Below are 13,676 nucleotides of genomic sequence, written 5' to 3' on the forward strand. Positions count from 1 at the left end.
GTGGGTGACGAAGGGACGGTCGATCAAGATCAATCCTCGTCCGTCACCGCTCCTAGCAGGGCTCATCCCCGTCAGCTGTGGACACCGGGCATCGGCAACCTGCCCTGTGGACGATGGACGGACCTGACGCTCTCGGACCACCCGCCGCGGCCCACTCCGGCCGCCGACCAGAAGGCACCCACTCCGCCGACACACCTCTTGCGTAACGGGTGACAGCCGGGCGGCCCCGGGGCTCCCTGCCCTGTGTGTGATGACGGTGCACAAGCTGACCGCCGGGGACGGGTACGCCTACCTCAGCCGCCAGGTCGCTGCGCAGGACACGACTGAACCCACTCCGGGTGGGCTGTCGTCGTACTACACCGCGCGGGGCGAAGCGCCCGGGCGGTGGATGGGCCGCGGCCTCGACGGGCTCAGCGGGCCGCCCCTCGGGCCGGAGGTGACCGAGGCGCAGATGCGGGCGCTGTTCGGGGAAGGACGTCACCCCAACCGCACCGACGTGGAGAGGGCCGTCGTCGAGGCGGGGGGCGTGCCCGTCGCGGCTGAGCGGGCGTCACGGTTGGGTGCGCCCTACCGGGTCTTCCCGGCGGCCAACGAGTTCCGGCGGCGCTGCGCCGTCGAGTACCGCGAGTCCAACGCGGCCCGAGGTGAACGGGGGACGGCACCGGTTCCCGCGGAGGACCGCGCCCGCATCCGCACAGCCGTCGCCACCGACATGTTCCGAGAGACCTTCGGCCGAGACCCGCTAGATCCCAGGGAGCTGTCGGGCCACCTCGCGCGGCTCTCTCGGCAGCGGACCACCGCGGTGGCGGGCTACGACCTCGCGTTCAGCCCAGTCAAGAGTGTCTCGACGTTGTGGGCCATCGCCCCCCGGGACGTCGCCGAGGTCATCGAGAAAGCCCACGCCGACGCCGTGGCGGATGTCGTGGCCTGGCTGGAGGACCGCGCCACCTACACCCGCACCGGCCGTGACGGAGTCGCCCAGGTCGACGCGCGGGGACTGCTCGCCGCAGCGTTCACCCACCGCGACTCGCGGGCCGGCGACCCCGATCTGCACACCCACGTCGCCGTCAGCAACAAGGTCCAGACCATCGGGGGTCGTTGGCTCGCTCTCGATGGGCGCCCCGTCTACAAGAACACCGTCGCAGCCTCCGAGCGGTACAACACCCGCATCGAGGCTTTCCTCGTCGAACGGCTGGGTGTGTGTTTCGCTGACCGGCAGGACGACGAGCCCGGCAAGCGGCCGGTCCGCGAGATCGTCGGAATCGACGGGCCGCTCCCCCGCCTGTGGTCATCCCGACGAGCTGCCATCAACACGAGGCGAGCAGTCCTGAGCGCTGCGTTCCAGACCGATCACGGACGACCACCCACCGCGCGGGAAGCGATCCACCTCGCCCAGCAGGCCAACCTCGAGACCCGTGAAGCCAAGCATGAACCGCTGACGCACGCGGAACAGCGCGCGACCTGGCGAGCCGAGGCGCTGATCGTGCTCGGCGACAAGCACCACCTCGACAGCTACGTCAACAATGCCCTGCACCGGGCGGGCGGCCGAGCCGGCTCCGACATCACTTCAGGATGGCTGGACCAGGCGGCACAGGCGACGGTCGACCGCGTCGGGCAATCACGAGCGACCTGGAACGAGGCCCATCTCCGAGCCGAAGGGGAGCGGCTCGTCCGGCGAGCAGGAGTGCCCGCACGAGAACTCGATCTGGTGGTCGACACCATCGTCAGCCGAGCGATGTCACCCCCCATGTCGGTCCGCCTCACACCGATGCGGGAGGACGGCGAGCCAGCCGCACTTCGACGCCGGGACGGCGCGTCGGTATTCGAGACCGCCGACTCTGCCGTCCACACCTCGGACGCGGTCCTCGAAGCAGAACGCGCGGTTATCGACGCGGCCGGACGGTTCGACGGACACACCACCCCAAGCTCGGCCGTCGAGAGCGCCCTGCTCATCGCGGCCGAATCGGGGCCGACCCTGAACCCCGGCCAGGCGGGCTTCGTCCGTGCCCTCGCCACCTCCGGCGCCCGCGTGCAGGTCGCCGTCGCGCCCGCAGGCACCGGCAAGACCACCGCCCTTCGCGCCCTGGCCATCGCCTGGCGAGCCGGTGGCGGCACCGTCGTCGGGCTCGCGCCCACCGCCGCCGCCAGCTCCGTCCTACGGGAGCAGCTCGCCGACGCAACCGACACGGTGGCCAAGTTCGTGCACGCAGCGCAGACCGGGATCGACCCGCCGGCCTGGCTGAGCTCCATCGGACCGGGATCCCTCGTCATCGTGGACGAAGCCGGTGCAGCCACCACCCACGACCTCGCCGCCGTCATCGCCACAGTCGTGGCCGCGGGCGGCTCGGTACGTCTGGTCGGCGATGACCACCAGCTAGCGCCCATCGGCGCCGGTGGACTGCTCGCCGACCTGGCAGCCGCCAACGGCGCCGCCCATCTCGACGAGGTCGTCCGCTTCACCCACGCCGAGAGCGGCGAGCCGAACGCCGTCGAGGGCTTGGTCTCGCTCGCACTGCGCGAAGGAGACCCGACCGCGCTGGCCTACTACGCGGACCGCGGCCGACTGCACGTCGGCGACCTCTCGTCCTGCGTCGACCAGGCCTACGACGCCTGGGCCGCCGACCGGACAGCAGGACTCGATCCGCTGATGCTCGCCCCCACACGGGAGCTGGTCCGGGAACTCAACCTGCGCGCCCGCGACGACCGCCTCGCCCGAGAGGGGACACCGTCACGGGAGGTCGACCTCGCCGACGGCACCAGGGCATCGGCCGGCGACGTCGTCATCAGCCGTCGGAACGACCGGACGCTGGCCAGCGGGACGGCGAGCTGGGTCGCCAACGGGGACCGGTGGACCATCGCTGCAGTCCGCCACTCCGGCGCCGTCGACGCCGTCCACACGGCGACGGCCGCGCTCGTGACCCTCCCGCCCGACTACGTCCGCAACCACCTCCGCCTCGGCTACGCCACCACCGTCCACGGCGCCCAAGGCGTCACTGCCGACTCCAGCTACACCGTGGTGGCCGGCCACGAATCCCGCCAGCTCCTCTACGTCGCGCTCACCCGAGGCCGGCACACCAACCACGCCTTCGTCACCGTCACCGGAGACGGCGACGAGCACAGCGCCATCACCCGCGACGGGGTTCTGCCTCCCACTGCCGTCGAGGTTCTCCGACGGGTCCTTGCGCGGAACGACGCCCTGCGGTCGGCCAGCAGTGTCATCGCCGCCGAGGATGACCCCGAACAGCAACTCGCGGCAGAGGTCGACCGTTACGTGCACTCGCTGGGAACCGCGGCCGAGGAGCTGGTCGGGCCGGGCGGGATGGCCGCCATCGACCACGCAGCCGAGACCGCCGTCCCTGGCCTGACCGACGAACCCGCCTACCCGGCACTGCGCGCCGACCTCGCGCTGCACGGCGCGGCCGGGCACGACGCACCATCGCTACTGCGGGAAGCCTCCGTCGACCCTCGAGGCCTGGACGGCGCCCGCGACGCCGCAGCCGTCCTCGACTGGCGCATAGGGGCGCCGACCCCCGACGGACCGCCGCCACCGCTCCCCTGGCTCCCCGCCATCCCGCGCGCCGTCTCGGACGCTCCCACCTGGGGTGACTACCTGGGTCGGCGTGCCCGCCGCGTGCACGAGCTCGCGACAGCGATCGCCGAGGACGCCGAGTCCTGGACCCCGAACTCGGCCCCACCATGGGCCAGACCCCTCATCCCCGACCACGAATTGGTCCGCGACCTCGCGGTCTGGCGAGCAGCTGCCGGCGTCGAACGGACAGACCCACGCCCCACCGGCGCCCCCAGCAGCACAGCGGCCGACCTCGCCGCACAGCAGGGGCTCGACGACCGTGTCCGCCGGTGCGTAAGCGAAGCGACCGCGGGCGCCGTCCGATGGGCCGCCCAGCTGCGCGACGCAGCTCCCGACCTCATCAACGACCCCTTCTGGCCCGTCCTCCTCGATCGGCTCGTCGACCGGCGCATGGACGACCCGAACGGCGCCTCCCTGGTCGAGGCCGTGACTATCAACCCGCTGCCGGATGAGCTGCCTGCGGCCGCATTGTGGTGGCGCCTGGTCGAACACTTGCGCCTCCGCAGCCCGGACCCTGCACAGCTCGCTGTCGTCGAGGGTCTCGATCCCTCCCCGACGGTGGACCCCGTGGTCGCAGCCCCGGGCTACGGTGAAATCGGTCCGTCCCGAGCACGGGTGCTGCAGCTCAACCAGCTCGCCGCAGACTTCTTCGCCGATGCCTACCCCGGCTCCTGGGCACAGAGCTACCTCGCCGAGCGTCTGGGCACCGACCCCAGCAACGCCACCAACCACGTCATCGGCCTTGCACCGCAAGAGTGGACAGGCCTCGTCGACTACCTCCGACGTGGCGGTGCTAGCGACTTGGAGCTGCTCGCATCGGGGCTAGCAAGCAGGACAACCAGGGGCGGAGTAGTTGACCGCTTCCGTGACCGCGTCATGTTCGCGATCCAGGACGATGACGGCATCGTCGGCTGGATCGGTCGACGCCACCCCGACGCCGACACGCAACCGCACCCCGCTTCGCCGAAGTACCTGAACACCGCCGAGACCGTCGCCTTCACCAAGGGGCAACAGCTGTTCGGGCTCGTGGAGAGCCGCCGTGACATCGCCCGCGGAGCGACTGCTGTCCTGGTCGAAGGCCCCCTCGACGCCCTCGCGGTGACCATGGCCGGCGCCGGCGACTTCATCGGCGTCGCACCACTGGGCACCGCCTTTACCGAACCGCAGGCCGAACGTCTGCTCTCTGCGGTTCGCGACGACCAGCGGGGACCGATCGTGGCAATGGACTCCGACGATGCGGGACGACGCTCGGCGGAGGGCATCTTCTGGCGGCTGGGCACGCGAACCGAGGCGCGATCACTGACGCTGCCCGACGGTGAGGACCCAGCTGGCTTCCTGCACCGCGCCGGGGCCCCGGCGTTGGCGACCGCGTTGAGGGCTTCGCCGAGCCTGGCTGGGGCGCTGGTCGAGGCACGGATGGACGAATTCGCTAAGGACTTGGCCACCGTCGAGGGTCAGGTCGCGGCTACCCGGCGGGCCGCCCAGGTCATCGCGGCTACACCCGTAACGACATGGGCGGCCCTGCTCACACAGGTCGTGGCCCGAACCGGCATCGCACCCGACATCGCGCTGCAAGAAGCTCTCGCCGTCGGCGACCTGCTGACTTCACCCGTGCGGCATCGGACGGCCGAATCGCGAGACATCGGAGAGCTTGGGCGCGAGAGCATCCCCCGCGCTCGGCAAGCGGTGCAGCAAGAGCCCGGTTCTACGAGGGCAGCACCGCCTCCTCGAGCCGCGAGGTGCCATAGATTGCCGTCCTGATGCTCGCACCGGGGACGTTCTGCCGTTGCCCCGGCGACCGAGAGACATCGGCTGCCACGCCTACGTACAGGAGCGCAGCGCGTCTTAGAACGAGATCTGGACTTCAGCCTTCAAGGGCCAACCCTCGCGTATAAAGACGCGCGCTCGTATCGTGGCGCCAGACGACGCTTAGCATGGAGCTCAGATGACCAGTCGGACGTTGACGATCGCAGTGGGCGTCGCTGTGGTCGTGGGTTTAGCGGTGCTCCTGGGCACAAGTAGCGGAGTAGGCGTGTGCGTCGACGGGGTCGGCGGAGGAAGCAGCTGCCAGCAGCAGGGCGGCCCAAATTACGTCTTGGCTGTCGTCTTGGCATCTCTCAGCGGAGCCGTGGTTGCAGTTCTTTCAAGGCTGCGCCGCCGCCGACGTAGTAGGCAGCTTCCCTCCGATCATTCAAAGTAGGCGCCCTAGCGTCGCCCTCGCCTTGACCGGCGCCCGCTCGTCATGACTCAACTGCACGGTCCACCCTGGACCCGCGGCCCTGCGGCCCTTACGAGACCGGACCGACGGTCAATGGACTTTCGATCTGCTGGCCGGCCTGTCCTGCGGCGAGTCGCAAACAAGAATTTGTCGCCGCCTGGCGGCCTGACTCTTGCCATCACGGGGTGAAGCCTGTCACAGTGCTGAGCGTTTCCTGTGCGAGGAGCGAGCTGTGTGAAACCGGGCCTTTATCCTAGCCATACTTGGATGCGGCGTCCTTCTGACGTCCGTCGCAACCCCGGCGAACGCCGCGCCAGACCCTTGCGACCTCGCTCCGTCGGTCCTAGTTGCGGAGCTAGTACCGCTTTCCATGCTGTGCGATCTAACCGGAGTCGTCGCCCGCAGTGAGACGACCGGTCTATCTATCGTCGTTCCGGCGCCCGGATACGGCGTCGGGGCAAACGCGCTTCGAATCGGGGGCGAGGCTCAGTTCTCACTCACGGTCGAAAGCGACGGAAAGCTAGTGGTAGATGAGCTCATCGCAGACTTCAGCGCGCACCCACAACCTGCTGGCCCCATCAGCGAGGGCCAAGTCGGAGGGCAGTCTGCATGCACTGACTACAGTTACACGAATCTTTATGGCAAAGAGTCGGACAATCGCGTTTGGTACTACAACAACTCTCGCGTACGGGGCGGAGCCGGCTCTTCCGCCGCGTCCTATTACCAGCAGCAGATCATTTCAGGTGTCGTTGATCTTCTGGCAGGCTACAACGACTGTGGGCTCCCTCGCAATTTTGCAGCAAGTCAGACCTACAACGGGACTACATCCATGTCTGGCAGTGCAGTGGGCAACGGAACATGTTCAGGATCGGACGGATACAACATTGTGGATTGGGGGTCAATCGAGACGAGCACCACCCTCGCCGTGGCTTGCACCTACAACATCAACTATTTGATCGGCAAGGAGATCACTGGAGGAGACATCAAGATCGACCCCGAATGGAGCTGGCTGACCGGCGCTGTCCCCTCGACGTGCACTTCGTCATACTCTCTCCTTGCGGTCATGACTCACGAATGGGGTCATACCTTCGGTTTAGGTCACACTCCCGAGCCCAACGTCGATCATCGACAGCAGACCATAGTCCATTCGTCACTCCCTGCTCGACATTCCAGGAGACTCTTGGACGAGGTGACTGGACTGGAATGTTTGACACATACGGTCTTCGCTAGGCGCCTGTTGCGCCACGGTTCAAGGGACAGGACCTCGTCCGGCCATTCTTTGTTGCGACGCCGAATGTGCGTATCGACCCTGAGCTGGCCAGGCCTGATGCCGCCCAGTTCGGCACGTGCTTTCCCCCAGCCGGTCGGTCATCCGATCGCAGAACGTGGGTAAGGCGTACCGGTTCCAGTCCTCGATCTGCCCGGGGGCGGCCGACGCCTCAGCCTCCCACCGAAGTACTGCAAGCACCGGCAGCTCTCGGGCAATGTGCGGGTGCTCCCGCCAGCACGCGGGGATCAGCTGCGCCGGGCGCCAGGCGAACTCGTGGTTGAGCCACAGCACGACGTCGTCGCACCACGACCAGATGCTCTCTGCAAGCTCCGCTGTGCAGGACGCCGGCTCCCACGGGCGCTCCAGCTCCGCCACAGCCGACGCCGGGAAGGCCTGCCCGCCTTCGCGACCGTGCACCGACCTCAGCAGGTCGAGCGCGGCGAGCACGGCCAGCGGCGGCGCCGGGAACGGCAGCACGATCACGGCGTACCAGGTGAGTCCGGTGCGGTCATCCAGTTCGCGCGGGCATACCCGAGCGCCGCCTCCGTCCGCACGTCGACGTCATCTGCACGGGACCGTGCGGCATCCACAGCCACCCGCGCAGTGGCCAGCTCCTCGGACAGGCGACGCCCGTCCTGACCGTCCAGGCATCTGCGCAGTCGCGCGATGATCGGCGGCGCGGTCCCGGCGATCACGACGACGTGCCGCTCCGGCACCGTCCGGAAGTCACCAGGCCGGAGCACACGGACGTCCTCCCCCGAGCGCGACGAGCCCGCGCCGCCCGGGCCGTCCGTGATGGTGCTGCGGCTGATCCGGACGTCATCCAGCAGCTCGGACAGCTCCCGGTAGAAGTGCACGTCCTTGCCCCCGCCGAACACGATCAGGTTGTTCGTCAACCCGAACAGCGAGCGGGCCTCGTCCTCCCCGTAGGCGACGACCATCTGCTTCCAGGTCTGGGTGGCGTAGATGAATGACAGCCCGAGCGCGCGCTCGTTGGCCATCCGCACCCGCAGAGTCGGTAGCGGCGCCGTGGACGGCAACTCATCAAGGCAGGCCAGGAAGGACGGCGTCATGCGCCCGTGCGGGGACGACGTCGCGAGGTGCAGGGCGGTGTCCAGGACATGCTCGGCGACGGCGGTCATGAGGGGCGCGGCCGAGGCGTAGGGGTCCTCCCGGCCCAGCAGGTAGATGGTCCCGTCGTTCCGGATGAGGTCGACGAGATCGGTCGCCGGGCGGCCGGCCGCGGGTACGCATCGGCGGCGAACATCGGGCTGGAAGAAGAGGGCCATGGCCTGCTGCGCGGTCGTGATTGTGTTGCCGACGGTGTCCGGACTCCCCCGCAGCGCGCCGATCAGCAACCCGTCCCAGAAGCGGGCGGCGTGCGGGTGCTGCTGAAGGATCTCCGCCGGCTGTTCGGCCGCGACGGGGTTGGCCACCCACTCCAGGACGTGGTCGATGGTGCGTCCGGTCAGCGCGGCAGCATGCAGGAAGCCCTGGAGCACCTTGGCGGTCTCGGCGGCGTAGAAGCGCGCCGCACCGTCCTGGCGTCCGCCGGAGACGGCGCCGCTGACCGTGCCCGCCGAGAACGCCTTGGCCCTGCGTTCTGCAGTTCGCGGGTCCACGCACCCGGCGACGGGGTCCCAGACCAGCTCGGGGGTACCCGGCGCAGCGCCGAACGGGTCCAGGACGGCGACCGGCCGGGCCGGACCCCCGGGTCGCACCGGGTGCTGGCGACGTCCGACGGTCAGGAGCAGGTCGTCGACCTTGGTCAGCGTCGCCAGGGCACCTCCGCGGTGAGCGAGCAGAGCCGGCGCGAGCAGGTCGAGGGTCTTCCCGGAGCCCTGCTCACCGAAGACCCCTGTGGTGCGGTCGTACCGGCACCACAGGTCGACGCCCGACGGCACCGCAGATCGGCCGAGCCGCCAGCCGACGTCAAGAGGGTCGAACCGCGGCCGGCGCATCAACGGGCCCTCGTGTGGCCCTGCGGTCGCTGCCGCCCGAGCAGCACCTGCCTCGCGGCCTCCCGGCTGGCGGCCTCGAGCGCGCCAGCTGCCTCGGGCCGGCGCAGCATCTCCGCGTTGGCGGCCTGGGCACGCCGCGGGAAGCCCGGCGGGTGTGCTTCGTCGATCCGTACGGCGACCGCCAGCGACAGAAGTCGCGCGTTGTGCAGAGCCCCCACGACCGGTTGCAGATCGGCCGCATTCGCGCGGACCAGTCCGGCCGGTTGGTAGCCGCGCAGGTAGGGGGCCAGTCGATCCTCGCGCGGGGGGAGGTCGCGGGCGAAGGCGACCAGACTGCCGTCGTCGGCCCACGTCCTGACGGTCCGGTACAGCAGCTGCACGGCGAGCGTCGGCATGTGCTGCGCGGCGGCAGCGACCACGCCTCGCACCGCTTGGTCACCGAGCAGCACCTCGGGCGGCGCGCTGGTCAGGCTCTGCTGGAGGCGGACGGCCGCGATCACCGGCGGCGGGGCGTAGGGCTGTGGCCGCCTGCTGCCGTCGTCGTAGGGCCGCAGCGCCTCCCGAACTGCACGCCAGCCCGGTGCAGCCAGGTGGCCGGTGCCCAGCGGTGCCGACGTGTCCAGCTGCTGCGCGAGCGCGGTGACCGTCTCGGCCGCCACGGCGTAGGTCAGGACCTCCGCCACCGACGGCAGGTGGGCCGTCGCGCTGGTTGCCCGGAGCAGGACCGCCACCGCATCGGGGACGACGTCCACCGGGCCCCGTCCGGTGATCCGCTCGGCGCCGGCCAAGGGTCGGTCGAGCAGCGCGGCGTCGACGCTGGACGGCGGGTGGAGTGCAGCGGTCTGCTGGACGCGCAGCGACCACCGTTCGACCTGCTCGACCCGCTGAGTCGCGGCTGCGGCGGTCGGCTGGAGGACGGCTGCCAGGGGCGTGACCGCGTCGGCCATCAGCGTCGCCACCGCCCACCGCGAGGAGAGCGTGCTTTGGCTGTGCAGGACAGCAAGGCTGTCGGCCGCCGCGCCGGCCAGCCCCGCCATGGGTCCCTCACCGGCCGGTGCATGCCGGGCCAGCTCGGTGCAGGCGGTGGCGAGTCCGGCGACGTCCCGTTCAAGGCCACGGCGGCTGTCCGTCGACAGTCCGTCGCGGCGCAGGTGGCTCAGTGCGCGGCCGAGGTGTCCCAGGGCCGTCGCGGCATCAGCCTGGTCCGACGCCGTCCGTTCCACCCGCTCGGCGATGTCGACCAGCCCGTCGAGGAGCTGGCCCAGCGACGTCGCCATCAGCGGACCGCGATCAGCGCACGGCGGCCGTGCCGGGCTGCCTGGACGACCGCCGGCTGCGCGAAATCGTCCGCGTGCAGCTCGCCGAGGGCGCGCAGCGCTCGCGTGATGAGCACGTCGGGCCCGGGATGGTCAGGAACCGGCGGCACGGGCCCGGTGTGGACGCCCAGGGCAGCGCACGCGGCCAGGCTGTGCAGGGCTACGGAACGGCCCGCGAGACGGTGCCTACCTGCGGTGGCGAACAACACGGCGGCGAGCCGGACCTTGTCTCGTGTGGTCAGGCCGTTGGTGGTCTGCATGGTTCTCCTCGGTCAGGGTCGAAGCACGACCGTCAGGTCCCCTGCGACGTCATGAGGAGCAGGTCGCCGGACCTGTGGACAGCTGACAGATCTGCTGCGGGCTGTGGACGGCGGTCAGCGGCTGTCGAGATCGGGGCGGATGACGGCCCGCGCCGCGCGCAGTCGGGACACACCGAGGGCGTCCTCGGCCTGTCGCCGGGTGGCCATGCCGGTCTTCCCTGCTCGGAGCCGGTCCCGCACGGCGAGGGACGCCGACACCGCCGCAACGGTGAGCAGCACTTCGCCGACGGCGATCACGACGTAGGTCGGCACGGGCCCAGCCAGCTGGGCCACCTGGCCGGCGGAGTAACCGGCCCCGAGCCGTCCTCGGATGAGGCCGACCACGACCGGTCCCACGTCGGCTGCTTGGGCTGGCCACACCCAGCCATGGCCCCACAGCGAGGCGGCGATCCCGACGGCCGCGAGCGCGACGCTCGCCATCGCGCCGAGGACGACGGCCGTGCCGATGACGGCGAGCTCCCAGCCGCGACCTGCCGGTTGCGGGTCCCGCACGCGGCGCAGCGGAGCGCTCATCCGATGTGCCGAACAGCCACGACCTGGCCGGACCACCGGCTGGCCTCGGTCACGATGACGGGCACCCCGGTCATGGGGGCGTGCACCAGGTAGAGGTGGCGGCCGTCCTCCTGGTCGACGTAGCCGGCCACCATCCCGACGTGCCCCGGGCGCAGTGCGGTCCCGCCTGCGCCCGGGATCATGACCAGGTCACCCCCCACCGCATCGGTGAGGTTGATGGCGCCCGGGGTGCCGTGCCCGGTCTGGGCTGCGGCGTTGTGCGGCAGGGCGACCCCGCCCGCAGCCCACGCCGCCATGGTCAGACCGGAGCAGTCGAAGGAGTTGGGTCCTGCGGCCGCCCACACGTAGGGCTTGCCGAGTTGGGCGAGGGCGTACTGAACAGCAGCCACGCCCTGCGGCGACCCGTTGATGACCAGACCGGCCGGGACGGTCGTCGTCCCGGTGGTGTTGCCGCCCATCGGGCCGACGAACTCACCCACAGGCCGTGCACCACCTGCGCCGGGGCAGATCGCGGCGGCGTCGCTGGTGCCCGCGGCACCCGCCGTGCTGCTCGCGGTGGGCCAGATCTGTCCCACGACCTCGTCCGCCAGTCCGACGTGGAGTGCGTACCGATCCGGGTAGGCCGAGATCTGGACTGCCTGCGCGACGTCACCCATGGGTCTGGTCTCCCAGTCGGGGACGTCGACCATCCGGTCGAGGAACGCGTTGGTCGACCGGACGGGGTCGATGGCAACGGCTTCGGTGTAGATCGACACCCGCTGCTGGAACAGCCCTTCGGAGTCGTGATCGGTCTGCACGGCGGAGTTGACCAGCCGGGACTCGGTGTAGGCGGTGGCCACCGCGATGACCGCAGCTCGTACCGGGAGCTGTCGTTCGGCGACCGTCGACACGATGGTCCAGGCGTGACCCATCTGGTCGGCATCGAGCTCGACGCCGGTGACCGTCTGGCCCGAGCCTGCGCCCGCGCAGAGGCCCGGCGCCGCTCCCGCCGGTGTTGCACCACCGCCCGTCAGGACCATCAGGACTGCCGTCACGACGGACACCACCGGGACGACGGCCACGGCGACGCCCTTCGCCGCGCCCTGACTGGTGGTCACTTGTCCTCGCCCCCAGGGGCGGCGATGGCGTCGTTGGTGTTCGTCAAGGCCACGTCGACCGAGGTCCGGACGGTCTGCACCTTCGCGACATGGCTGCCGACCATCCACAGGGCCCGGCCCCGGCCCGCGGCGGCCCAGTCGGTGACGATGCGCTCGGCCATCGGGGTCAGGCCCAGCAGGCCGGACAGTTCATCGCCGATCTGCTCGTCCTGACCGAGGAGCACCTTGGTCGCGCACAGGTGCAGCAGGTCCCGTGCGATGGCGACCGCTTGGCTGTCGGCGTCGCCGACGGTCAGCATGTCGGAGGGCTTGTGGGCGACGACGATCTGGATGCAGCCGTCGTTCCGGGACAGTCGGAGGTCGGCGTCGAGCGACTTGACCGCGTCGGTACCCAGACGCATCTGCTTCCAGCACTCGTCCCTAATGACGATGCGCAGGTCCCCGGGTTCGGCAACCTGGGTCATCGCTCGGCCCCACGAGTTGAGGCAGGTCAGCGCGACCCCGACGGCCTGGTCCCCGAGCGGTTCCAGTCTCGACAGGGACAGTGACTGGATCGGCGCCCGCCAGTCGACCTGCACGGTCGTCGGAGCGTCGAAGAGACCGGCGAGGTGGCCGGTGACGAGGGCGCCCAGCGCGTCGCGCACCGGTCGGGTGTCGTCGAGGAAGTGCTGACGGTCGGCGTACCGGCAGGCATCGACCAGGGTGTCCCCCGGCTCCCGCAGGGCATGCCACAGCTGCGGGATGGTGATCTCCCGCAGGCGATCGCCGCCGTCGCTGTAGCCGGTGACGTCACGCAGCACGTGGCCGACAGCGGTCTCGGCCGTGGGCCCGAACGGCACGTTCTGCGACCCGACCAGGCCCCGCACCAGCAGCAGCCAGCGAGCGAACACCATCGCGGCCCGTCGCTGTGCCTCCGCCCTCGACAGCGCCGTCCAGTCGTTGCCCAGCGGGCCGAAGTCCAATGGGTTGATCCGTGCCGGCAAGCCATGGCCGACGGCGTGCGGCTCGACGCCGAGAGCGCTGCACAGGGGCGCGTACTCGTCCTTCACGTCGCCCAGGACGAGGGTGCGGTAGCCGTAGGCCATCTGCCGGAGGGCGAACATCTTGACCGTCCCGGACTTCCCCCGACCCGGTGCCCCGAACACGATCATGTTGGGGTTGGTCACCCCGGCGACACCACCCAGCGTCCAGCCGATGGGGTCCGCGGCGAACGCACCGCCGGACAGGTAGTCGATGCCGAGGAGCGCCCCCGAGGACGACAGACCGTTGCCCGCGATGAACGGCCAGACACCACCGACCTGCTCCGTCGTCATCCGGTACACCGCCATCGGAGCAGGTACCGCCGCCCACCCGCCGGCGACCTCGGCCCGCCCACGCCGTCCGACCGACGCG

The 13,676-nt window shown here is 70.3% G+C and carries 8 protein-coding genes and 1 pseudogene; 2 read left to right on the plus strand and 7 right to left on the minus strand.

The window, feature by feature from the left end:
• Positions 1-250 precede the first annotated feature (250 nt).
• Positions 251-5,350 carry a MobF family relaxase gene (mobF, locus tag BM158_RS19485; protein ID WP_131802083.1) on the plus strand — a complete coding sequence of 1,700 codons (5,100 nt, stop codon included), beginning with the start codon at positions 251-253 and terminating at the stop codon, positions 5,348-5,350.
• A gap of 1,286 nt (positions 5,351-6,636) precedes the next feature.
• Positions 6,637-6,909 (plus strand): annotated as a pseudogene (locus BM158_RS22890) (matrixin family metalloprotease); the annotation flags it as partial.
• Between the two features lie 147 nt (positions 6,910-7,056).
• On the opposite strand, the gene BM158_RS19490 reads toward BM158_RS22890, so the two are convergent.
• From BM158_RS19490 to BM158_RS19520, 7 genes are all read right to left on the minus strand, one after another.
• The gene (locus BM158_RS19490; RefSeq protein WP_091563592.1) at positions 7,057-7,560 is read right to left on the minus strand and encodes a hypothetical protein; all 504 of its coding nucleotides are present in this window, start codon (positions 7,558-7,560) and stop codon (positions 7,057-7,059) included.
• Positions 7,557-9,038: a type IV secretory system conjugative DNA transfer family protein gene (locus BM158_RS19495; protein ID WP_091563594.1), complete on the minus strand. Its 1,482-nt coding sequence runs from the start codon at positions 9,036-9,038 to the stop codon at positions 7,557-7,559. The genes BM158_RS19490 and BM158_RS19495 overlap by 4 nt, the downstream gene beginning before the upstream one ends.
• Positions 9,038-10,315: a hypothetical protein gene (locus BM158_RS19500; protein WP_091563596.1), complete on the minus strand. Its 1,278-nt coding sequence runs from the start codon at positions 10,313-10,315 to the stop codon at positions 9,038-9,040. The genes BM158_RS19495 and BM158_RS19500 overlap by 1 nt, the downstream gene beginning before the upstream one ends.
• Positions 10,315-10,614, minus strand: a complete 300-nt coding sequence (locus BM158_RS19505) for a hypothetical protein (protein WP_091563599.1) — start codon at positions 10,612-10,614, stop codon at positions 10,315-10,317. Before BM158_RS19505 ends, BM158_RS19500 begins: the two co-directional genes overlap by 1 nt.
• A gap of 114 nt (positions 10,615-10,728) precedes the next feature.
• Positions 10,729-11,187 carry a conjugal transfer protein gene (locus tag BM158_RS19510; protein WP_131802084.1) on the minus strand — a complete coding sequence of 153 codons (459 nt, stop codon included), beginning with the start codon at positions 11,185-11,187 and terminating at the stop codon, positions 10,729-10,731.
• On the minus strand, positions 11,184-12,284 hold the full coding sequence (locus tag BM158_RS19515; RefSeq protein ID WP_229827361.1) for a C40 family peptidase: 1,101 nt from the start codon (positions 12,282-12,284) through the stop codon (positions 11,184-11,186). The genes BM158_RS19510 and BM158_RS19515 overlap by 4 nt, the downstream gene beginning before the upstream one ends.
• Complete coding sequence (locus BM158_RS19520; RefSeq protein WP_308430542.1) at positions 12,281-13,597, minus strand: ATP-binding protein; 1,317 nt, start codon at positions 13,595-13,597, stop codon at positions 12,281-12,283. The genes BM158_RS19515 and BM158_RS19520 overlap by 4 nt, the downstream gene beginning before the upstream one ends.
• Positions 13,598-13,676: the final 79 nt, after the last annotated feature.

Source organism: Klenkia taihuensis (assembly GCF_900112525.1).
GTDB classification, from domain to species: domain Bacteria; phylum Actinomycetota; class Actinomycetes; order Mycobacteriales; family Geodermatophilaceae; genus Klenkia; species Klenkia taihuensis.

Coding starts and splice junctions, on each gene's coding strand:
- mobF (WP_131802083.1), top strand. CDS start 251: ATGACGGTGCACAAGCTGACCGCCGGGGACGGGTACGCCTACCTCAGC.
- BM158_RS19495 (WP_091563594.1), bottom strand. CDS start 9,038: ATGCGCCGGCCGCGGTTCGACCCTCTTGACGTCGGCTGGCGGCTCGGC.
- BM158_RS19500 (WP_091563596.1), bottom strand. CDS start 10,315: ATGGCGACGTCGCTGGGCCAGCTCCTCGACGGGCTGGTCGACATCGCC.
- BM158_RS19505 (WP_091563599.1), bottom strand. CDS start 10,614: ATGCAGACCACCAACGGCCTGACCACACGAGACAAGGTCCGGCTCGCC.
- BM158_RS19510 (WP_131802084.1), bottom strand. CDS start 11,187: ATGAGCGCTCCGCTGCGCCGCGTGCGGGACCCGCAACCGGCAGGTCGC.
- BM158_RS19520 (WP_308430542.1), bottom strand. CDS start 13,597: ATGACGACGGAGCAGGTCGGTGGTGTCTGGCCGTTCATCGCGGGCAAC.